Here is a 19867-nt window from a genome sequence, read left to right on the forward strand (position 1 = left end):
TCACTTTTTATTTATAATTTGGTTTTCTATTTTTAATATCAGTATAAAGTTGTAGGTAGTTCTCGTAACGGCTTCGCATAATTTCACCGTTCTCAACTTCCTTTTTAACTTCACAGTCAGGTTCATTTACATGCACACATCCACGAAAACGGCAAAACTTAGACGCTCGTTTAAATTCAGGGTAGTAATTAGCTAGCTTATTTGCTTGTAATTCAAACGGATCATAAGAAGAAAAGCCAGGTGTGTCAGCCACCAACCCACCAGCAACTGGTAGCAATGAAACTTTTCTAGTAGTATGTTTCCCACGATTTAATGCTTGAGAAATTTCACCGGTAGCTAATTTTAACTCAGGCGCCAAATGATTCAGTAATGTTGATTTACCGGCCCCGGTTTGGCCCATAATGACTGTTTCTTGGTCACTTAAAATATTTTGCAACTCATTAAGGGACTCTTCATCAAACGGCTTTACTGGTAAGACCACCTGATATCCAATCTTTCGATAATTTTCAGCCAATTTTTGAAAATCGGCAAATTTTTGATCAGATAATAAATCCGTTTTAGAAAAATAAATAATCGGTTTAATATCACCTATTTCCACGGCTACTAATTGACGATCCAAAAGATTACTAGAAAAACTGGGCTCAGCAGCAGCAGTAGTTACCACGGCTTGATCAACGTTAGCAATTGGTGGTCTAACAAGGGAATTCTTTCTGGGTAAGATATTTAAAATATACCCCTGACCACTATCATCTACTTTAAATTCGACTATATCACCTACCAGTGGGGTGATTTTTTTATTACGAAAATTTCCCCGCGCTCTGGTACGATAGACCGTTCCCTCAGAAATAACGTCATAAAAACCACTAAGAGATTGTTGAATTTTTCCTTTTTTCAATAATTCACCTCCAAAAAAAGTTACTTCATCACTATTATAAGCGAAAAAGTAACTTTTTAGGTAGTTATTATTTCATTTTAATGAGAATCCACGGTTACATTACTATCCTCAATGATAGTTTTATCGTTTCTAACAATTTTATATTTTCCCACTTCATTCTTGGTCAACTTGAAGGGTAATGTAATTTCAGAATCCTTAGTAATAATCATTTGTTTATAAACATTTTTATATTTATGATCGTGATCCTTTAAATAAATCAAAATAATGTTAGATGATTGACCATCTTCAATCTCATCGGAACTACTGTCATCACGAACGTCAGAACCGGAACTTTGTTCGTAATCATCACTTTCTTCTGCATTTTTGGTGTACGCCATTTTAGTAGGAATAGACTGATTACTTTGCCCATCCGTTTGATCATCAAACGGAATTTTTATTCTTACATTAAATTGATGTAATTCATCTTGTTGCTCTCGTTTACCACGAGATAAGTAAACGATAACACTACTACCTTGTCGAATTATTTGACCTGCTGCTGGACTTTGATGATCCACTCGGTTTTTCTTAGTTTTATTGGAATAAACATAATCAAAAACTGGATTCAAGCCATTTTTGTTCATATAACTGATTACTTGATTTTTAGTCATACCATGTAAATTAGCTAAAGTCACCTGACTTATTCCAGTTGAAACGACAAAAGTCAAGGTAGATCCCTTTGGTACCATCGAATCGCCGGCTTTAAAATCCTGTTGTAAAATTTGCCCAGCCTGGAAGGTTTCAGATGACGCATTACGTTTTTTAACATTAAATCCTTTAGCTTCCAGTTTATCAGCCGTCATTTGATAATCTTGTCCCACATAGTTCTCTAATTGAAATTTCTTCGGACCAGCACTAACTATCAATTTAATTTTAGCTTGCTTGGAAACCTTTGTATTTGCCTTAGGATCAGTCGCAATAACCTTATTTTTCGTAATCTCATCACTGGCTTGATACGTTATTTTTCCAGCCATTAAATCACTCTTTTGCAGCTGTTCAATGGCGGCTTGTTGACTAAGGCCCACTACTGATGGGACTGTGGTCCTACTCCCAATCGCGGCTAAAGCCGTGGTTAATAATACTAATAAAACTAAGATACTAATAATAATCCAGCGACGGCGATGGTGCTTACGTCTTTTAGGTACACTTTTGGATTGATTTCTTTTATTTTGTTTACCATCACTGGTTTTTAAATTAGCTGCAGTTAACGGTTTAAAAGGCATCACCTTAGTTTCTTCCGTGGCTGCCTCAGCACTATTAATAGAGAATCTAGCTTCATTAGCTCGAGATTGATCTAAGGCAGTTTGTAGATCCTGTGCCATTTCAGAAACATTATCATATCTATCCGCAGGATTTTTAGTAGTAGCTTTTAAAACAACATTTTCCAAAGCTTGTGGAATTCTGGGATCAAAATCTCTAACTGAAGGAATTGGATTTTGAGAATGTTTAATGGCAATGGAAACAGCTGTTTCACCGTTAAACGGTACTTTTCCAGTCAACATTTCGTATAGAATAATACCTAACGAGTATATATCCGATTGTTGGTTAGCGATGTGTCCTTTAATTTGCTCTGGTGATAGATAATGTATTGAACCGACAATGGAACGAGTTTGGGTCATTGTATTTTCTGATTCAGCTTTAGAAATACCAAAATCAGTTATTTTCACATAACCTTGTTTATCAATCAAAATATTTTGTGGCTTCAAATCTCGATGAATAATGTTGTGATCGTGAGCTTCTTTAACTGCCACAAACACTTGCTCCATAATGTCTACTACTTTTGCATACGGAATGGGAAAATTTTGCTTGATATATTGTTTTAGATTTTGGCCATCGACAAACTCCATAACAATGTATTGCATCCCTTCGGTATCACCAAAATCATAGACACCAACAATATGAGAATTATTCAATTCTGAAATTGCCGCTGCTTCATGACGAAAGCGTTGTTGTGCTTTTTGATCATCGCGAAAATCTAGACGTAACACTTTAATGGCTACCTGACGATTTAAATAGGTATCGGTAGCCAAATAGACATCTGCCATCCCACCTTCGCCTAAACGATGTTCAATACGATAGCGTTCACTCAATAAAAAGCCATTATGCATCACTATTCACCTCGCCATCATTTTGAACTAACAACACGGTAATATTGTCAGCTCCACCATTTTGGTTAGATAATGTAATCAAGTTTTGACACTTAACTGATAATGGTACATCCATTGCTAATATTTTTTGAATTTGTTCACTTGAAACCATATTCGTCAAGCCATCGGTACATAAAAGAATTAAGTCACCAACGGTAGAATTATAATAATAATAATCAGCATTAGCATCATTATTAATGCCCAAGCTCTTAGTAATTATATTTTTATAAGGGTTTGTTTCCGCTTCATCTGGAGTCATATTGCCACTCTTAACCAACTCATTTACATAGGAGTGATCCTCGGTTAATTGAATTAACTTATTTTCATGTAAAACGTAGCCTCTACTATCTCCTAAGTTAGCTAGCAATAACTGTTGTCCTGCAATGAGTGCCGCTACGATGGTAGTGCCCATTTCCGCATATTTAATATCTTCATTGGCTTTTTTAATAATGAGTTCGTTAATCTCAACCAATTCTTGAGCGAACCATTTTTTAGCTTCGTCCAAATTAGAAAAATCAGTCTTTCTAAAATGGTTACCTAATTGAGATACTGCCATTTTAGAAGCTACTTCACCAGCATTATTCCCGCCAATTCCATCTGCTATTAAAGCCAGTAATAACTGATCTGAGTTAAGAAAGGAACCTACTGCATCTTCGTTTTTAGCTCTCACCATTCCTCGTGACGACTGATAAGCAATTTGCATTTTAATCACTCCATTATTTGGTTCGGATTAATGAACTAACATAAAATCCATCTGATAAATAATCATCAGGATAAATTCTCAAATCCGGTTCATTTCTATTAGGCTTTAAGTTTAAATCTGTTTTGGTCATTTGTAATTGAAAGTTCGGATGATTTTGCAAGAATTTCTGAACAACCTCTATATTCTCCTGATTTACAATCGTACAGGTACTATAAGTAATTTGACCACCAATTTTCACCTTATTGGCCATAGCATTTAAGATTTCAAATTGAACTTGACTAAGTTTATCAATATCACTTGGTTGTTTTTGATATCTGATTTCTGGCTTTCTTCTAATTAATCCCAGACCAGAACAAGGAGCATCTACCAAGATTTGGTCAAAACTTTCATCATCAAATCGTTCATCAACTTTACGGGCATCTAAAGCCTCTGTTTTAATAACATCTGCCACTTGTAGTCGTTTAGCATTGGCTTGAATTTGCTTTAATTTATTTTCATGAATATCTAATGCTGTAATTTGTCCCCCTTGATCAGCAGACAATCTAGTTGCTATTTGAGTAGTCTTACCACCAGGAGCGGCACAGGCATCTAAAATTTGATCACCAGGATTAATAGTCATTGATTCTACTGGTAACATCGCACTTTCATCTTGGATTGTAAATTTACCGTCCACAAACGCTAACGTATTAGTTAATGTTTCACTACCAGATTCAACAATTAATGCTTCACTGGCAACCTGACTAGAATGAACGTCGTAACCATCATCTTCTAATTCCGCCTTGAGCGTGGCCACATCAGTTACTTTAGTATTTACCCGAATAGATTGCTTGGGAGCCTGGTTAATAGTTGAAAAAATAGATGCTACTTTTTCGACGTCTAATTGTTGACTTAACATGTCTACTAACCATTCGGGGACACTACTAACAACAGAAATTCTTTCTATTGGGTCCTTAATCTCTACTAGATCTGGCAACCCTTTTCTATCCATCGCGTGTAAAATACCCGTAACCATCCGTCGAATACCATCATGCCCCAGTTCTTTGGCCACTTTGATAGTTTCATCAAAAATTGCTCGCTTGGGTACTCGATCCATGTACTGCATTTGATACATCGCTGTATAAAGTAATACCAATACCCAATCATCGGTTTTATCTGGACGTTTTAAGAATGGTTTAATCTGGTAGGCAAAAGTAAGTTGATGCTGTAAAACTCCATATACTAACGAAGTATAAAAGCGACGATCAACGGAACTTAAATCAGCGTGTCGTAAATCTGAATCAACTTGTAAATTAGAGTATGCCCCATTTTGAGTACGTACTAACGTCTTAACCGCCAGTTCACGTGGATTTGTAATTATTTTATTCATTTGTGATTACCTGTTGTCCTTCAGTTATTTTTTGACCACTTCCATTTAAAAACTGGGTAATATCTTGTTTAGGTTTACCAGCCGGTTGAATATTTTTTAAAGCAATAATAGTTTGATCACCAGCGGCAATGAAAAGATCGTGTTTAGCCTTTTTAACTACCATCCCTGGTAATAAATCAGTAGTTTCATTGATAACTTCCGTTTGCCAAATCTTTGTGCGCTTACCATTAAGAATGGTAAATGCTCCTGGATTAGGTCTTAAAGCCCTTACCTTAGCATCTACTAATTTAGCTGGTTTCGTAAAATCAAGTTGTTCCTCTCCTGGTTGAATGTTTGGTGAAAACACTACTTCTGCTTCTACTTGGGATTTAGGTTCGATGCTGCCATCCATAACTCTAGGTAACGTTGCTAACAATAGGTCACGGCCAATGAAGCTAAGTTTATTAAATAAACTTTCAACGTCGTCATTATTTTGAATGGGTAAACTTTGTTGTGCCAAAATATCACCAGCATCCATTTTTTTGACCATGTACATAATGGTAATTCCAGTTTCTTCATCACCATTCATCAAAGCATATTGAACCGGAGCACCACCCCGATACTTAGGAAGTAAAGAACCATGAACGTTAACTGCTGCAATTTTAGCAGCGTTAAGCAACTTAGTTGGTAAAAATTGACCAAAAGCTGCTGTAATAATGAAATCTGGAGCAATATCAATCATTTGTTGTAATTCATCACTACCACTAATTTTTTCTGGTTGTAACACCGGAATATTTAACTGAGTTGCCAGTTGTTTTACTGGTGACGCCATAATTTTGTGCTTGCGTCCCACTGGTCGATCAGGTTGTGTTACTACCGTCTTTACATCATAGTTATTATCTACTAATCCCTGTAAAACAGGTACCGCAAATTGAGGAGTGCCCATAAATATTACTGAAGTCATACTTTACCTACTTTCTGTTGTTATTAATTACATAAAATCAAGGGGTTCATTATCAATGCCGATTTGGACACCTTTTTTAGCTTTATTTTGCGCATCATACAATAAATCAGTCAAAGTTAGATGCAATTCTGGTTCACGTCGATATTTAACGATCAACTGATAATAATATTTATTATTAACTCGCTTAATCATTTTAGGTGTAGGACCCAAAATAATAGTCTGCTCTGATAATTGGTTCACCAACGTTTGCTGAATTTCATAAGCCACTTTCAGCGCTTGGGTTTCTTCCTTAGAACTAATTGTGATTTTGACCGTGTAATAATACGGTGAATACTTCCCTTGTTGCCTGACTTTCATCTCAGTTTCGTAAAATTTTTCGTAGTCCTGCGTTTTAGCCAATTGAATCGCATAGTGATCTGGATTAAAAGTTTGGATAATAACATTTCCCTGCTTATCTGCCCGACCAGCCCGACCAGCAACTTGAGTTAATAATTCAAAAGTGCGTTCACTAGAACGAAAATCAGGAAATTCCAGAGCAGAATCCGCATTTAAAACTCCTACTAAGGTAACATTGGGAAAGTCTAATCCTTTAGCAATCATTTGAGTTCCAACTAAAATATCGGCTTCTTGTTGACCAAATCGTTGAATAATTCGCTCATGAGAGCCTTTTTTTCTAGTAGTATCCACATCCATTCTCACGACTTTAGCAGTGGGAAAAAGCTGGTTAACATCTTCTTCTAGTCGTTGACTGCCCATACCATGTTGTCGTAATTTTTCACTACCACATTCTGGACATTTATTGGGCATTGGTTGACTAAAACCACAGTAATGACAACGTAGTGAATTAGTATCTTTATGATAAGTCAGTGATATATCACAATTAGGGCATTGTGGTACATGTCCACAACTACGGCAGAGGACAAACGAAGCATAACCTCGGCGATTTAACATCAAAATAACTTGCTCATGTTTTTGTAACCGGTCATCAATAGCTGATATTAGTGGTTGAGATAAATCACTGGGGGCGCCATTAGCAATTTCATTTTTCATATCAATAATATCAACGTGCGGTAATGCGTGATCATTGATTCTTTTAGGAAGCAACAGTCGCTGATAAATCCCCTTATAAGCACGAGCACGAGATTCTAATGAAGGAGTAGCACTCCCCAACACTACCGGACAATGATGGTATTGAGCCCGCCATTTGGCCACGTCTCTGGTATGGTAACGAGGGTTATCGGCTTGCTTATAACTGCTATCGTGTTCTTCATCCATAATGATGACTCCCAGATTATCAAGCGGGGCAAAAACGGCCGAGCGTACTCCCACTACTACTTTAGCTTGACCAGATTCAATTCGTTGCCACTCATCAAATCGTTCACCTACGGACATGGCCGAATGAAGCATTGCCACTTTATTACCAAAGCGACTCCGAATTCGATTAGTGATTTGGGGGGTCAAAGTGATCTCTGGAACTAACAGCAATGCTGTTTTACCCAATTTTAAAGCATTAGCAATCACCTGTAAGTATACTTCCGTTTTACCAGAACCGGTAACCCCTTCTAACAAAAAAGTGGTTGGTTGTTGTTGTATGATTGCTTCGTTAATAGTTGTTACTGCATGATCTTGATCTGGTTGCAATTTTAATGGTTGCGTTGACTGCACTTCTTGTCTAAAAGGATCACGATTTTTAACGATAGTTGTTTTTTGCAGCCAACCATTTTGTTCTCCCACCTTAATAGTGCTAGCATTAATTTTTTGCTTGGTTAATTCTGATTGTAAAATAGGCTCAGTTAACCGTCCTAATATTGTTAATAAACGTTGTTGACTAGTAGCATTTTTTTTCAAGTGTTGTTTGATTTTGGCCGCTTGCGCCTCATCAATTAACGATGTAATAGCTAGTTGATTAATTTCACTAGTTTTTTTCGATAAAATATACTCAAACGTTGCTTGCTTAGTTTGAATTAATTTAGCAATAGTTGCTGTAGTAGCTGAGTCAAGTTGCTTATTTTGATATTCTACTTTATCTTTTTTGCCAAAAATTTGATTAACCATTTCCTCGGCCGAGGGCGTATTAGGCACCAAATATTTTTTAACTTTAGTACGCATTCCACCTGGAATCATAGTTTGCAAACAACTAATCAAAAATGAATACGTATCATCTGCCATCCATTGGGCCAATTGTAATAATTCTTCGTTAATAACGGGTTTTAGATCAATTAATTCAATAATTGGTTTTAGTTGGCCATCAAACTCACTATTATCATTTAATGCCACCACAAAACCCACTACTTGCCGTCGTCCAAAAGGTACGACGACTCTCATCCCCACTTTAATAATAGAGACCAGGTTTGCCGGAATTAAGTAACTATATGAGGTATTAATCTGAAAGGTTGGAACATCTACAACCACTTGTGCAATTGGCAATATCGTCTCTCCTTACTGTTTAGATGATTTGTTCACCGATGACATTGATTAATTCGGTAGCAATAGCTAGTTTTGATTCTATTGGTGTTTGAATTTGTTGACCGTTTTTAAAAATAAAAGTAACTTGATTATCATCTGAGTTAAATCCGATATTGATATTAGCGACATCATTGGCCACAATCAAGTCTAAATGTTTTTTCAGCATTTTTTTAGTGGCATTTTCTAATAAATCATTAGTTTCAGCAGCAAATCCGACTACGAATTGATTTGATCGTTTGATTTTACCAATTTCAGCAACAATATCTGGATTTTTAGTCAAAGAAATATTCATTAAATCATTATCATCATTTTTTTTAATTTTTTGTTTGGCTGTTGTTAAAGGTCGAAAATCAGCTACCGCAGCAGCCATTATTAACCCATCGGCATCTGTAAAAGCATCTTTTACAGCATTAAATAATTCAGCCGCTGATTCAATATCAATAATTTTCATGCCAGTTGGTCGTGACAAGCTGGTTTTACCAGTCATTAAGATCACTTCGGCCCCCGCCCGTTGGGCTACTCGAGCAATTGCATACCCCATCTTACCAGAGGAATCATTACTCAAATATCTTACTGGGTCAATTCGTTCTTTAGTTCCGCCAGCAGTTACAATGATTTTTTTGCCTTGTAGTTGCTTGGTAACCGATAATTCCATCACTTCTAACCAACTAACAATATCAACTGGTTCTGGCATTCTGCCTTTACCTTCATAACCTTCTGCTAAAAAGCCAGTTGCCGAATCCATTAATTGAATTCCATCTTCTCGTAATGTACGAATATTTCTCTTAGTGGCCGGATTTTCTAACATATGGGTATTCATAGTAGGAACCACATAAATCGGGGCCGTCGTTGCTAGTAGAGCCGAACTAGCAATATCATCAGCAATTCCATTAGCCATTTTAGCAATTAAATCAGCCGTAGCCGGTGCCACAATAGCTAAATCAGTTTCATCAGCAATTTTAATGTGATTTACGTCACTTGCACTTTCGACCTTAAATTCATCAGTATACACCGTTTGTTTGCTAAGAGTCATAAAGGTTAGCGGTGTCACAAATTCAGTAGCCGCTTTTGTCATTACAACGGTTACCTGATTACCCTTTTTAATCAATAGCCGTAATAAGCTCAGAGATTTGTATACCGCAATACTACCACTAACATATAAAGTGATTTTTTTATTAGTTAACATCTAGCCACCCTCTCTTAGTCGTCCAATATTTCTGAACTCTATTGTACCAAATTTTTACCTAAAAAAATAAACTGAGAATAACAATTCCCAGTTCATTTAATAGCTTTTACTTAATTAATCAAAGTCTCGTTCTTTAGGATCGATTTTTAATACACCGGCTTCAATTTCTTCTAAAGCCTTACCAACGGACTTGTCTGACTTGTATTCAGATTTTGGTAATAATAGTGGTGATCCTGCATCAATTTCATGAGCACGCTTGCTGGCAAGCATAATCAATGAATAACGAGAATCGATTTTATCTAATAGTTTATCTACAGATGGATAAAGTAACATATTTAGTCGTCTCCTAACATTGCTTCGTATTCGGGCATTACTCGATTAACTTTTAATCGTTCGCTATTAATGATCGTTTTAATGCGATCAACAGCTAACTCAACTCTATCATTTAAAACCGCATAATCATAGTTTCGCATCATTTTAATTTCTGACGCCGCCGTTTTGATTCGCTTATTAATGACTTCAATATCATCAGTTCCACGACCAACTAATCGATGTTTTAATTCTACCAAATCAGGAGGAGTTAAAAAGACAAAGATTGCGTCAGGAACGTTAGCACGAATTTGCATAGCTCCATTAACTTCAATTTCGAGAAATACATCTTTACCAGATTCTAGGGTTTGATTAACGTACTTTAATGGTGTTCCGTAATAATTGTCAACATACTTGGCATATTCTAACATTTCACCATTTTTAATATTTTCTTCGAATTCTTCTTTACTGACGAACCAATAATCAACCCCATTTTTTTCACTATTTCGGGGTTTTCTTGTCGTCATCGAGGTTGAATACTCAAAATCAATGTCTGGTTCTTCAAATAGTGCCTTCCGAACGGTTCCTTTACCGACACCGGAGGGTCCTGATAATACGATTAACATTCCTTTTTTGGTCATCGAATTAATCCCTTCAATAAATTGTTAATACTAACTATTATCTCTTTTTCTGGGGTGTTTGACAACCTATTTAAGTAAAAAAGTGGAAACAAAATACGGCTTGCATTTTAGAACGTTTGTTCGTATAATGAAAACACAAACAAATGTTCGAGGTGAAAAAATGCAAAATCAAAAGAGCAACTTAGCAAACATCACTCAATTTGCCCAACAACAATATCAAAAATTATTCAGTCCTATTAATAATATCGAATTCAAGCAAATGCCACTTTTTCAAATTGAATTATTTTTACAACAAACCATTCATGATCAGTTGATCGTTCAACTAGATTTTAAAGATCAATCTAATCCAATTATTGGACAAATTTTCAAATTAAATCAAGAAAGATACTTAATTACTACCCAAAATAAAAAAATCAATAAACTACTTTTTATTAATGAAATTAAAGCCATTCATCAAATTTAAGCTAAATACTAAAAGACGAAGACAATTAACTTCGTCTTTTTTATTTGCTTGTAGAAATAATTTCTTCTTTTTCTTTAACAGCTAAATCAATTAATTCATTGGCATGTTCTTCAGTTAACTTAGTAATTTGCGTTCCAGCAAACATTCTTGCTATTTCTTGGACACGTTCTGCTGGATTTAATTCACGTAAGAAAGTTTGGGTGCGTTTATTACTGGTTTTTTTACTAATAAAATAGTGATGATCACTCATCGCCGCTACCTGGGGTAAATGGGTAATACATAACACCTGAGATTTTGTTGAGATAGTAAATATTTTATTACCAATAGCTTGAGCTACCCGTCCAGAAACACCAGTATCTACTTCATCAAAAATAATAGACGTAACACCTGCTGCTTTGGCAAACATAGTCTTTAAAGCCAACATCAACCGTGATAATTCACCACCAGATGCACTTTTCACCAAAGGTAACATCGCCTCGCCAGGATTAGTTTGAATAAAGAATTCCACTTGATCTAATCCTTGATTGGTTAACTTAGGTGTTGAAGTGATTTTCACTTCAAACACCGCTTTATCCATATATAAATCAGCTAATTGTTGATGAACTGCCCGTTGCAATTTACTTGCTGCTCGTTGTCTTTCTGCACTAATACTCGTCGCTATCGTTAATAGTTCTGCTTCTAATTGAGCTACCCGCTGATTTAAATCATCATCTTTACCCTGATTGCCCTGCATCTTGGTGTATTCGGTACTAATTTCGTCGTAATAACTCAAAATTTGATCAATACTATCACCATACTTACGCTTTAGTTGAAAAATGGCATTTAAACGCTGTTCTACTTGATCTAACTCATCTTGATCAAATTCCTGTGTACTAAGTTCTGCTGAAATATCACTACTAACATCTTGCAAAGAGTAATAGGCAGTATCTAGTTCTTCGCTAATTTTTTTAAAATTATCGTCTAATGAACTAATTCCTTGCATAGCATTCATTGCTTGTCCAATAAAATCTAACGGACTAGTATCTTCAGTTCCATTAATATTAACAAAACTCGCCGCTAACGCATCATGCATTCGTTGAAAGTTATTTAACCGATCTCTCTTCAACACTAATTCTTCTTCTTCACCAGTATGAAGTCCTGCCGTCTCAATTTCTTTCATTTGAAATTGCAGCATGTCGATTCGTTGTGCCCATTCTTTTTCATTTTGACTTTTTTCTTTAATTAGACGTTGCAATTCTCGGTACTCATCATATTTAGTATGGTATTTAACTAAATTCTGTTTCAGTTTATTAGTCCCAAATTCGTCTAATAAATGAATATGATTATCCGGATTCATTAATTCTTGTTGATCATTTTGTCCTTGAATATCAACAATTGTTGCTCCAATTTTTTTCAAAATTCCCAAGGTAACTAACATACCATTAATTCTAGCGCTAGTTCGCCCACTGGCAAAAATTTCTCGTTCAATAATAATCGAATCATCTTCATATTCAATTCCAAATTGATCTAAGTAAGCATAAGTAAGACTTCCCTTAGGAAAACTAAATTGGCCTTGAACAATTGCTTTTTTAGCCCCAGTTCTTACAAAATCATGGGATGCTCTACCGCCAGCTAATAATCCAACCGCATCAATAATAATTGATTTACCAGCCCCAGTTTCACCGGTTAAAACCGTCATCCCATCTTGAAATTGAACATCGAGATGTTCGATAATTGCAAAATCAGTAATAGAAAGTTCTAATAACATCGCTGCTTCCTTTCTACGCTGCTAAACCATTGCGTCAATTTTAGTGCTAAATTGATTGGCCATTTCCTCACTCACACAAATTACTAAAACGGTATTATCGTCACTGATAGTTCCAAAAATTTCGTCATAGTTCATTTGACTGAGCAAACTCGAAATAACTGGACCACTACCCGGAATTACTTTTAATAAAATTAAATTAGTTTGAATTTTCATGGAAATAAAGGATTCCGTAATGGTTTGAACCAGTTTTCGTTCCGCGTTTACATTTTTTTGAGCGGGCATGCTATAACGATATCCCCCAACACTAGATGGTACTTTCACCAACTGCATTTCTTTAATATCTCGAGAAATGGTTGCCTGCGTCACATTCACGCCCTGTGCATTCAGTAATTGGACAAAATCAGTTTGCCGTTGAATATTATGGTCAACTAATAACTGTCGAATGATATTTTGACGTTCTTGCTTTTTCACAGTCTTACCTCCAATTACTCTTGATTTTTCAAATCAGTATAGGCATTATCAATAGCTTGTTCAATTGATGTTTGGCTTAACATTTGAGGATTATCCGTTGACTTCAAATGTACTAAAAATTCAATATTACCGCTACCACCCTTAATCGGTGAATAATCTAATCCCAAAATCGAATAACCATTTTCAAGGGCAAAATTCAAAATTTTATTTAGTACATCTTGGTGGACCTTTCGATCTCTAACAATACCATGTTTACCGACATTAGCTTTACCAGCCTCAAATTGCGGTTTAATTAACGCAACGACATCACCTTCTGGCAGCAAAATCTCCTTTAAAGGTGGCAAAATTAACTCCAACGAAATAAAAGAAACATCAATAGAGGCGAATTCTGGTTGACCGTGATCAAAATCAGCTAATTTAGAATAGCGAAAGTTAGTGTGCTCCATAACGATTACTCGTTCATCTGAACGTAACTTCCAAACTAATTGGTTACTACCCACATCTAAGGCATAACTCAACTTAGCTCCGTTTTGAAGCATCACATCCGTAAAACCACCTGTAGAAGAACCAATATCTAAAACTGTTTTATCGGCTACGTTAATATTAAAAACCTTCAAAGCCTTTTCTAGTTTCAAGCCACCTCGGCTAACATAGGGCATTGGTTTGCCCTTAATGTGTAGTTCAGTATCTACTGGAATCTTTACTCCTGGCTTATCTAGTCGTTCTTCGTTATCACCCAAAACTTCTCCGGCCATAACGGCTCGTTTAGCTTTTTCACGAGTATCAAACAAGCCTTGAGTAACTAATAAAACATCTACTCTTTGCTTTTCCATTAATAATCTCCATCCAATTTAAAATACGTAAAAAATGATTTCAACAAATCTACGTTAACATTGTTAAGTGCCCCAGCTTTAGCTAAAGCAATCTTACCTAATTCAATTGTTTCTCTTAGTTTAACTTTGGACTCCGATAAACCTAACAAATTAGGATAAGTATTTTTATTTTCGTCTTGATTAACAGGTTTGCCCAACTTGGTCTCAGTACTAGTAACATCTAAGATATCATCATAAATTTGAAAAGCCAGACCAAATAAATCCGCAAACTCTAAAAACAACTGTCGCCGCTGTTGGGTAACATTAGCCATTATTAACCCCGCAGCAATAGCATCTTGAATCAAAGCCCCAGTTTTTCGTCGATGTAATAACTGTAGCTGAGTTAAGGATAATTGTTTACCTTCATTAGTCACGTCATCGACTTGACCCGCTACCATTCCTGCTGGTCCAGCATCTTTGGCTAACTCTAAAGTTAATTGTGCCTTTTGAGTATCAGACAAGTCTCCGTCAGTTAACCATTGAAAAGCCAAAGTTAATAACCCATCTCCAGCTAAAATAGCAGTAGCCTCACCAAATTTAACATGGCTAGTGGGTTGATTACGCCTTAAATCATCATCATCCATGGCGGGTAAGTCATCGTGAATCAACGAATAAGTATGCAGTAACTCCAATGCAGCAGCAGCTCGTAAACGGCTACTAGAAATTTCCACCTTAAAGGTATTTAAAACAGCCAACGTGAGTAATGGTCGCATCCTTTTACCACCAGCATTAACTGAGTAAGCCATTGATTCTGCTAATAATGGTTGTGGAACGGATAACGGTATTTCACGTTTCACATAATCATTAATCACTGGAAGCCACTTTAATTCAAAATCGGTTAACATACTACTCATTGGTATCAGTCTCTTCATTCACTTCAAATGCACTTTCGTTGCCGTCTTTATCGACAATTTTGGCCATTGTGGTTTCAGCCTGAGTCAATGTTTTTTGCAATTCGGTGGTTAACTCAATCCCCTTTTTAAATTGATTCATGGATTCTTCCAAAGGAGTATTTCCTTGTTCTAATTGATTAACAATTTGTTCTAATTCTTGCATTTTTTCTTCAAATGTCTGATTACTTGCCATTATCTATGTTTTCCTCTCGTTTAACTTGAATGGGGGTTACTGATGCTTGTCCATCTTTAAAATGAACCGTGAACGATTGCTTGGTCCCCACTTTAATTTGATTAACACTAGTTAATAATTTACCGGAATCATCCGTTGTATAAGTATAGCCACGACTTAAAATTTTTAAGGGACTTAAATGATCCAATGATTCTGCCAATAGTTTTAATTGTTGAGTTGGTGTCGATATAATATTTTTCATTACTTGATTTAAACGCATCGAATTTAATTCTAATTGCTGCTGTGCCTGTTGAATCTTAGTTAAAGGTGTAGCCAATTTTAATCGGGATTGATTAACCGTTAATAATTCTCTTTGTTGGTGTAACTGTTGGTTAAGATTTTGGCGAAGTCGAGTCGACAATGTATCCAGCCGTTGACTGTAGCTCTCGTATATTCGTTGTGGTTGCTTAAATATTGGCGAAGCAATTAAATGAGTTAGATTGGTTTGATAACGATTTAAAATACCGTTAATCCCATTGGTTAATCGTACTTGATCAGTAGCTAATTCGGCCAGTAATTGATCTAATCGCGGAACTGCTAATTCGGCTGCTGCCGTTGGTGTAGCCGCACGTTGGTCAGCTACCAAGTCGGCAATAGTAGTATCCGTTTCATGTCCCACGGAAGAGATTACCGGTATTTGACTGTTAAAAATCGCTCTAGCCACAATTTCCTCATTAAATGGCCAGAGATCTTCAATAGAACCACCGCCTCGACCAATAATTAACGTATCAAAGCCACCAATTTGATTAACTCGATTGATTTGATTGGCAATATCAACAGCAGCTTCATTTCCTTGTACTAAAGCCGGAAATAATGTAATTTGGGCAATTGGGAAACGGCGTCGCACTGTAGTAATGATATCTCGAATTACAGCTCCACTGGGAGAAGTTACCACGGCAATTTGTTTAGGGATTACTGGCAATGCCTTCTTAGGAGCATTAAAAAGGCCCTCTTTAGCTAATTTTTGTTTCAATTGTTCTAATGCCTGATAAAGCTGACCCACACCATCAGGTTCCATTCTTTCAACATAAATTTGATAACTACCAGAAGGTTCATAGACAGAAATATGTCCTACTACTAATACCTTCATACCTTCCTCTGGTTCAAATTTTAATTTATTAAAAGCAGACTTAAACATAATTGCACTAATTTTCGCATGATCATCCTTGAGACTGAAGTATTGATGAGCATTAGGCCGTAATCGAAAATTAGAAATTTCACCAGTCAAATAAACTTTACCTAAATAGGGATCATAGTCAAACTTTCGTTTTAAATATTTAGTTAATGCACTAACTGATAAATACTCATTTGCCACTATTTAGCCCCCATTTAGTTAATTCAACTGTTTGTTGCATTAAGGTCGCAATTGTCATCGGACCAACTCCACCTGGAACTGGTGTAATATATCCCGCACGATCAAAAACATCGTCGTAATCAACATCACCGACCAAATGACCAGTTTCATCAATATTTTGACCAACATCAATAATAACAGCACCCTGTTTGATACTCTTTGCTTGCAATAAATGCAATGTTCCGGTAGCAGCCACAATCACATCAGCGGTTTTAGTATATTCTAAAATATCTGTAGTATAGCGATGTAAAACTGTGATGGAAGCCCCAGCATTCAATAATAACGCCGCCATTGGTTTACCAACAATAGCACTTCTACCAATAACTACTGCTTTTTTACCTAGTAGATCGATATTATATTCCTTTAACATGGTCATAATACCTTTAGGAGTACAAGCCACTGGATAATTAGTTGTATCATCTAAAAATAATTTACCGACATTATAGGGATGAAATCCATCTACATCTTTTTCTGGTTTGATTTTTCTAGTTATTTTTCGTTCATCAATATGAGTAGGCAAAGGATCTTGAACCAAAATACCATTTATGGCATCATCATCATTTAATTGTTGCACAATATCAATTAATTCTGTCTCAGTGATTGTATCAGCTAACTCAATTACCTTAGAATTAATGCCTAACCTTTGGGCAGTTTTATTCTTATTTCGAACGTAACGTTGACTAGCCTCATCGTTACCAACAATCACCACCGCTAATCCTGGAGTAATGCCCATTTCTTTTAAGTGTTGAACTTCCATTTTAGTTTGTTCGTTGGTTTTTTTTGCTAATTGTTTACCATCAATAATAGTTGTCATACTTTACCTCCCAAATAAAAATACCTAAACCTTATTTTAGACTATTAGAACACAAAAAAATAGATTTACCAAAAATGTAAATCTATTTTTCCATATTGTTTAATTCGCTAGATAAAACTCCGTTAACAAATTTTCGAGATTGATCATCACTAAACTTCTTGGTTAATTCAACCGCCTCATTTAATGATACTTTACTTGGCACGTCAGCTACATAATGCATTTCATAAATCGCTAATTCCAAAATAATCAAATCTACTTTTGCTAATCGATTTAATGACCACCCTGAATGTAAGTGACCCGTGATAGTTTCATCAAGAATCGCCTTTTTGTCCGTTACGCCATCTACTAATTCGACTAAGTATTCTGGAATTTCTTCACCAAAACGATTATCCGTTAAAGCTTGATAAAAACTTTCACGATCAATTTCAGGATTAGTATTTAGGGCAAATAACGTTTGAAAGGCAATTTCTCTAATTTGATGTCGATTAATTTTCACTATTCTTCACCATCTTCATTATTAGCAAATGGGTTGTTAGGATCCACACTACTATTTTCAGCTTGAACCGGAACAACACCTTGAACATGGACATCAACTTGTTGCACTTTTAAATCCGTCATGAATAACAATTGTTCTTTAACTTTATCCTGAATTTCTAAGGCTACCTTAGGAACTGAAACCCCATAATTCAAGTAAACAAATATTTCAACAATTAATTGATCGTTATCACGACTAACTTTCACGCCTTTACTATGATCTTTTCTGATACCTAGTAATTCGTTGACACTTTTATACAATGAACTTTGCATGCGGCTTACACCATCAACTTCGGCAGCTGCAATTCCAGCAATGATTTCCAGTACTTCTGGAGTAATTTCAATTTTTCCCAAGTCAGGATTGTCAGATTGCAAAACAATATTAGTTTCTTCAGCCATAACAACGCCTCCGTTTAAATTTTAGTTCTAGCCCCGTGAAATGTAAGTTCCATCAGTGGTGTTAATAACTAATTTATCACCCTGGTTAACAAAGAATGGAACTTGAAGAGTTAAACCAGTAGTCATAGTAGCAGGTTTAGAACCACCTGAAGCAGTATCACCCTTGATACCAGGTTCAGTTTCAGCAACTTCCAATGTTACTGTATTTGGTAATTCAACTCCAAGAGTTTCATTACCAAATTGAGTAACGTTAACTTCCATATTTTCTTGCAAGTAGTTTAATTCTTCTTGAATGTTTTCTGCTGGAATAGAAAGTTGATCATAAGTATCCAAATCCATGAATACGTGATCAGTACCATCAGCATACAAGTATTGCATCTTCTTAGTATCAATTTGTGCTTGTTCCATCTTAGCACCGGCACGGAAAGTCTTTTCTTGAACGGCACCAGTTCTTAAGTTCTTAAGCTTTGAACGAACAAATGCGCCACCCTTACCAGGTTTAACGTGTTGGAAACTAATAATTCTCCAAATTGCACCATCAACTTCGATGGTCAATCCATTTTTAAAATCAGCAGTTGAAATTGCCATGTTTATTCCTCCTAAAGTATGTAATACTTCGTCTATTATATAATACTTTTTGATTAAAAAGCCGATTAATCCTTAATAAATATTATTTGATAAAAAAAAGGCCTAAAAATTAGGCCTTTTTTGATTAGATCTATTTAGTAGCAGCTTCTTCAGCAACTGGATAAACAGAAACTTGGCGTTTGTCGCGACCCATGCGTTCAAAACGAACAACACCGTTTACCAAAGCAAACAAAGTATCGTCACCACCGCGGCTTACGTTTTTACCTGGGTAAATATGAGTACCACGTTGACGGTAAATGATTGAACCACTAGTAACAGTTGAGCCATCAGCTGCCTTAGCGCCTAAACGACGACCAGCTGAGTTACGACCGTTGGTAGTAGAACCTCCCCCTTTATGGTGAGAGAAGAATTGCAAGTTCATTGCTAACATAAAATTACACCTCCAAAATTAACTTTTAATCAATGATTTCTGTTTGAATGTAATTACTATAATTAGTGGTTACATCCAATAACCCGTTTTCAAAGGTTTGCAAAATTGCATTCACTTCGAGGTACTTATTATTATCAGTAATTAGCGGAATCTTAACTTGTAGATAACCACCATTTTCGTCATCACTAACAACTTCAGGTGTGATTTTAGCCACTTCCTGCAAGCCGTTCACTGTTGAAATTGACAGAACTGAAACAGCTGCACAAACAATATCTTGTCCGTATTCGCCAGCATCAGCGTGACCTGTTATGATAAACTCAACAATCTGATTTTGATTATGGGTAATTCTAGCTTTAATCATCCAGCTTTACTCCTAAT

22 protein-coding genes are annotated in these 19867 nt (G+C 36.0%); 1 reads left to right on the plus strand and 21 read right to left on the minus strand.

All coding sequences use genetic code 11. The annotated features are described in order from the left end of the window. Positions 1 to 7: 7 nt before the first annotated feature. The 9 genes from rsgA to gmk form a co-directional block, all read right to left on the minus strand. A complete protein-coding gene (gene rsgA / locus HII32_RS07055) occupies positions 8 to 895 on the minus strand; it encodes a ribosome small subunit-dependent GTPase A (protein ID WP_172189767.1) in 888 nt (295 codons plus the stop codon). 77 nt (positions 896 to 972) lie between these two features. Further along, on the minus strand, positions 973 to 3021 hold the full coding sequence (gene pknB, locus HII32_RS07060) for a Stk1 family PASTA domain-containing Ser/Thr kinase (RefSeq protein WP_343034679.1): 2049 nt from the start codon (positions 3019 to 3021) through the stop codon (positions 973 to 975). Between the two features lie 10 nt (positions 3022 to 3031). Continuing rightward, complete coding sequence (locus HII32_RS07065) at positions 3032 to 3781, minus strand: Stp1/IreP family PP2C-type Ser/Thr phosphatase (RefSeq protein ID WP_172189771.1); 750 nt, start codon at positions 3779 to 3781, stop codon at positions 3032 to 3034. Positions 3782 to 3794: 13 nt separating this feature from the next. Next, the gene (gene rsmB, locus HII32_RS07070; RefSeq protein WP_172189773.1) at positions 3795 to 5147 is read right to left on the minus strand and encodes a 16S rRNA (cytosine(967)-C(5))-methyltransferase RsmB; all 1353 of its coding nucleotides are present in this window, start codon (positions 5145 to 5147) and stop codon (positions 3795 to 3797) included. Further along, positions 5140 to 6090: a methionyl-tRNA formyltransferase gene (gene fmt / locus HII32_RS07075; protein WP_172189775.1), complete on the minus strand. Its 951-nt coding sequence runs from the start codon at positions 6088 to 6090 to the stop codon at positions 5140 to 5142. Before fmt ends, rsmB begins: the two co-directional genes overlap by 8 nt. A gap of 27 nt (positions 6091 to 6117) precedes the next feature. Beyond that, entirely contained in the window at positions 6118 to 8517 is a 2400-nt protein-coding gene (gene priA, locus HII32_RS07080; RefSeq protein WP_172189777.1) for a primosomal protein N', read from the minus strand. Positions 8518 to 8536: 19 nt separating this feature from the next. Continuing rightward, positions 8537 to 9742, minus strand: a complete 1206-nt coding sequence (gene coaBC / locus HII32_RS07085; protein ID WP_172189779.1) for a bifunctional phosphopantothenoylcysteine decarboxylase/phosphopantothenate--cysteine ligase CoaBC — start codon at positions 9740 to 9742, stop codon at positions 8537 to 8539. Between the two features lie 114 nt (positions 9743 to 9856). Then, the gene (gene rpoZ / locus HII32_RS07090; RefSeq protein WP_172189781.1) at positions 9857 to 10075 is read right to left on the minus strand and encodes a DNA-directed RNA polymerase subunit omega; all 219 of its coding nucleotides are present in this window, start codon (positions 10073 to 10075) and stop codon (positions 9857 to 9859) included. A gap of 2 nt (positions 10076 to 10077) precedes the next feature. Next, on the minus strand, positions 10078 to 10692 hold the full coding sequence (gmk, locus tag HII32_RS07095) for a guanylate kinase (RefSeq protein WP_172189783.1): 615 nt from the start codon (positions 10690 to 10692) through the stop codon (positions 10078 to 10080). 127 nt (positions 10693 to 10819) lie between these two features. Here gmk and HII32_RS07100 point away from each other — a divergent pair, with 127 nt between their 5' ends. Next, positions 10820 to 11155: a hypothetical protein gene (locus tag HII32_RS07100; RefSeq protein WP_172189785.1), complete on the plus strand. Its 336-nt coding sequence runs from the start codon at positions 10820 to 10822 to the stop codon at positions 11153 to 11155. A 40-nt stretch (positions 11156 to 11195) separates the two neighbouring features. Here HII32_RS07100 and recN read toward each other — a convergent pair whose 3' ends face one another. The 12 genes from recN to HII32_RS07160 all read right to left on the minus strand — a co-directional run bounded on the left by recN (position 11196) and on the right by HII32_RS07160 (position 19850). Beyond that, positions 11196 to 12902, minus strand: a complete 1707-nt coding sequence (gene recN, locus HII32_RS07105; RefSeq protein WP_172189787.1) for a DNA repair protein RecN — start codon at positions 12900 to 12902, stop codon at positions 11196 to 11198. A 21-nt stretch (positions 12903 to 12923) separates the two neighbouring features. Continuing rightward, positions 12924 to 13373 (minus strand): arginine repressor, encoded by a 450-nt coding sequence (locus tag HII32_RS07110; RefSeq protein WP_172189789.1) that lies wholly within the window; start codon positions 13371 to 13373, stop codon positions 12924 to 12926. A 14-nt stretch (positions 13374 to 13387) separates the two neighbouring features. Continuing rightward, positions 13388 to 14206: a TlyA family RNA methyltransferase gene (locus HII32_RS07115; RefSeq protein WP_172189790.1), complete on the minus strand. Its 819-nt coding sequence runs from the start codon at positions 14204 to 14206 to the stop codon at positions 13388 to 13390. After that, positions 14206 to 15099 carry a polyprenyl synthetase family protein gene (locus HII32_RS07120; RefSeq protein ID WP_172189792.1) on the minus strand — a complete coding sequence of 298 codons (894 nt, stop codon included), beginning with the start codon at positions 15097 to 15099 and terminating at the stop codon, positions 14206 to 14208. The genes HII32_RS07115 and HII32_RS07120 overlap by 1 nt, the downstream gene beginning before the upstream one ends. Next, on the minus strand, positions 15092 to 15331 hold the full coding sequence (locus HII32_RS07125) for an exodeoxyribonuclease VII small subunit (protein WP_172189794.1): 240 nt from the start codon (positions 15329 to 15331) through the stop codon (positions 15092 to 15094). Before HII32_RS07125 ends, HII32_RS07120 begins: the two co-directional genes overlap by 8 nt. Then, a complete protein-coding gene (gene xseA, locus HII32_RS07130; protein ID WP_172189796.1) occupies positions 15321 to 16685 on the minus strand; it encodes an exodeoxyribonuclease VII large subunit in 1365 nt (454 codons plus the stop codon). Before xseA ends, HII32_RS07125 begins: the two co-directional genes overlap by 11 nt. Continuing rightward, positions 16675 to 17538 carry a bifunctional 5,10-methylenetetrahydrofolate dehydrogenase/5,10-methenyltetrahydrofolate cyclohydrolase gene (locus tag HII32_RS07135; protein WP_172189798.1) on the minus strand — a complete coding sequence of 288 codons (864 nt, stop codon included), beginning with the start codon at positions 17536 to 17538 and terminating at the stop codon, positions 16675 to 16677. Before HII32_RS07135 ends, xseA begins: the two co-directional genes overlap by 11 nt. 82 nt (positions 17539 to 17620) lie before the next feature. Then, complete coding sequence (gene nusB / locus HII32_RS07140) at positions 17621 to 18034, minus strand: transcription antitermination factor NusB (protein WP_172189800.1); 414 nt, start codon at positions 18032 to 18034, stop codon at positions 17621 to 17623. Continuing rightward, positions 18034 to 18471: an Asp23/Gls24 family envelope stress response protein gene (locus HII32_RS07145; RefSeq protein WP_172189802.1), complete on the minus strand. Its 438-nt coding sequence runs from the start codon at positions 18469 to 18471 to the stop codon at positions 18034 to 18036. The genes nusB and HII32_RS07145 overlap by 1 nt, the downstream gene beginning before the upstream one ends. A 27-nt stretch (positions 18472 to 18498) precedes the next feature. Continuing rightward, positions 18499 to 19059 carry an elongation factor P gene (gene efp, locus HII32_RS07150; protein WP_172189804.1) on the minus strand — a complete coding sequence of 187 codons (561 nt, stop codon included), beginning with the start codon at positions 19057 to 19059 and terminating at the stop codon, positions 18499 to 18501. A gap of 130 nt (positions 19060 to 19189) precedes the next feature. Continuing rightward, the gene (rpmA, locus tag HII32_RS07155) at positions 19190 to 19489 is read right to left on the minus strand and encodes a 50S ribosomal protein L27 (RefSeq protein WP_172189806.1); all 300 of its coding nucleotides are present in this window, start codon (positions 19487 to 19489) and stop codon (positions 19190 to 19192) included. A 25-nt stretch (positions 19490 to 19514) separates the two neighbouring features. Beyond that, entirely contained in the window at positions 19515 to 19850 is a 336-nt protein-coding gene (locus tag HII32_RS07160; protein ID WP_172189807.1) for a ribosomal-processing cysteine protease Prp, read from the minus strand. Positions 19851 to 19867: the final 17 nt, after the last annotated feature.

Source organism: Lentilactobacillus kribbianus, assembly GCF_013184075.1.
GTDB lineage: Bacteria > Bacillota > Bacilli > Lactobacillales > Lactobacillaceae > Lentilactobacillus > Lentilactobacillus kribbianus.

What these genes read in the sequence shown, in the direction of transcription:
- HII32_RS07100 (WP_172189785.1), top strand. Translation starts at nt 10,820, where the DNA reads ATGAAAACACAAACAAATGTTCGAGGTGAAAAAATGCAAAATCAAAAG.
- HII32_RS07125 (WP_172189794.1), bottom strand. Translation starts at nt 15,331, where the DNA reads ATGGCAAGTAATCAGACATTTGAAGAAAAAATGCAAGAATTAGAACAA.
- HII32_RS07145 (WP_172189802.1), bottom strand. Translation starts at nt 18,471, where the DNA reads ATGGCTGAAGAAACTAATATTGTTTTGCAATCTGACAATCCTGACTTG.
- HII32_RS07065 (WP_172189771.1), bottom strand. Translation starts at nt 3,781, where the DNA reads ATGCAAATTGCTTATCAGTCGTCACGAGGAATGGTGAGAGCTAAAAAC.
- efp (WP_172189804.1), bottom strand. Translation starts at nt 19,059, where the DNA reads ATGGCAATTTCAACTGCTGATTTTAAAAATGGATTGACCATCGAAGTT.
- rsmB (WP_172189773.1), bottom strand. Translation starts at nt 5,147, where the DNA reads ATGAATAAAATAATTACAAATCCACGTGAACTGGCGGTTAAGACGTTA.
- HII32_RS07115 (WP_172189790.1), bottom strand. Translation starts at nt 14,206, where the DNA reads ATGGAAAAGCAAAGAGTAGATGTTTTATTAGTTACTCAAGGCTTGTTT.
- rpmA (WP_172189806.1), bottom strand. Translation starts at nt 19,489, where the DNA reads ATGTTAGCAATGAACTTGCAATTCTTCTCTCACCATAAAGGGGGAGGT.
- gmk (WP_172189783.1), bottom strand. Translation starts at nt 10,692, where the DNA reads ATGACCAAAAAAGGAATGTTAATCGTATTATCAGGACCCTCCGGTGTC.
- HII32_RS07160 (WP_172189807.1), bottom strand. Translation starts at nt 19,850, where the DNA reads ATGATTAAAGCTAGAATTACCCATAATCAAAATCAGATTGTTGAGTTT.
- HII32_RS07135 (WP_172189798.1), bottom strand. Translation starts at nt 17,538, where the DNA reads ATGACAACTATTATTGATGGTAAACAATTAGCAAAAAAAACCAACGAA.
- rpoZ (WP_172189781.1), bottom strand. Translation starts at nt 10,075, where the DNA reads ATGTTACTTTATCCATCTGTAGATAAACTATTAGATAAAATCGATTCT.
- coaBC (WP_172189779.1), bottom strand. Translation starts at nt 9,742, where the DNA reads ATGTTAACTAATAAAAAAATCACTTTATATGTTAGTGGTAGTATTGCG.
- recN (WP_172189787.1), bottom strand. Translation starts at nt 12,902, where the DNA reads ATGTTATTAGAACTTTCTATTACTGATTTTGCAATTATCGAACATCTC.
- HII32_RS07120 (WP_172189792.1), bottom strand. Translation starts at nt 15,099, where the DNA reads ATGAGTAGTATGTTAACCGATTTTGAATTAAAGTGGCTTCCAGTGATT.
- fmt (WP_172189775.1), bottom strand. Translation starts at nt 6,090, where the DNA reads ATGACTTCAGTAATATTTATGGGCACTCCTCAATTTGCGGTACCTGTT.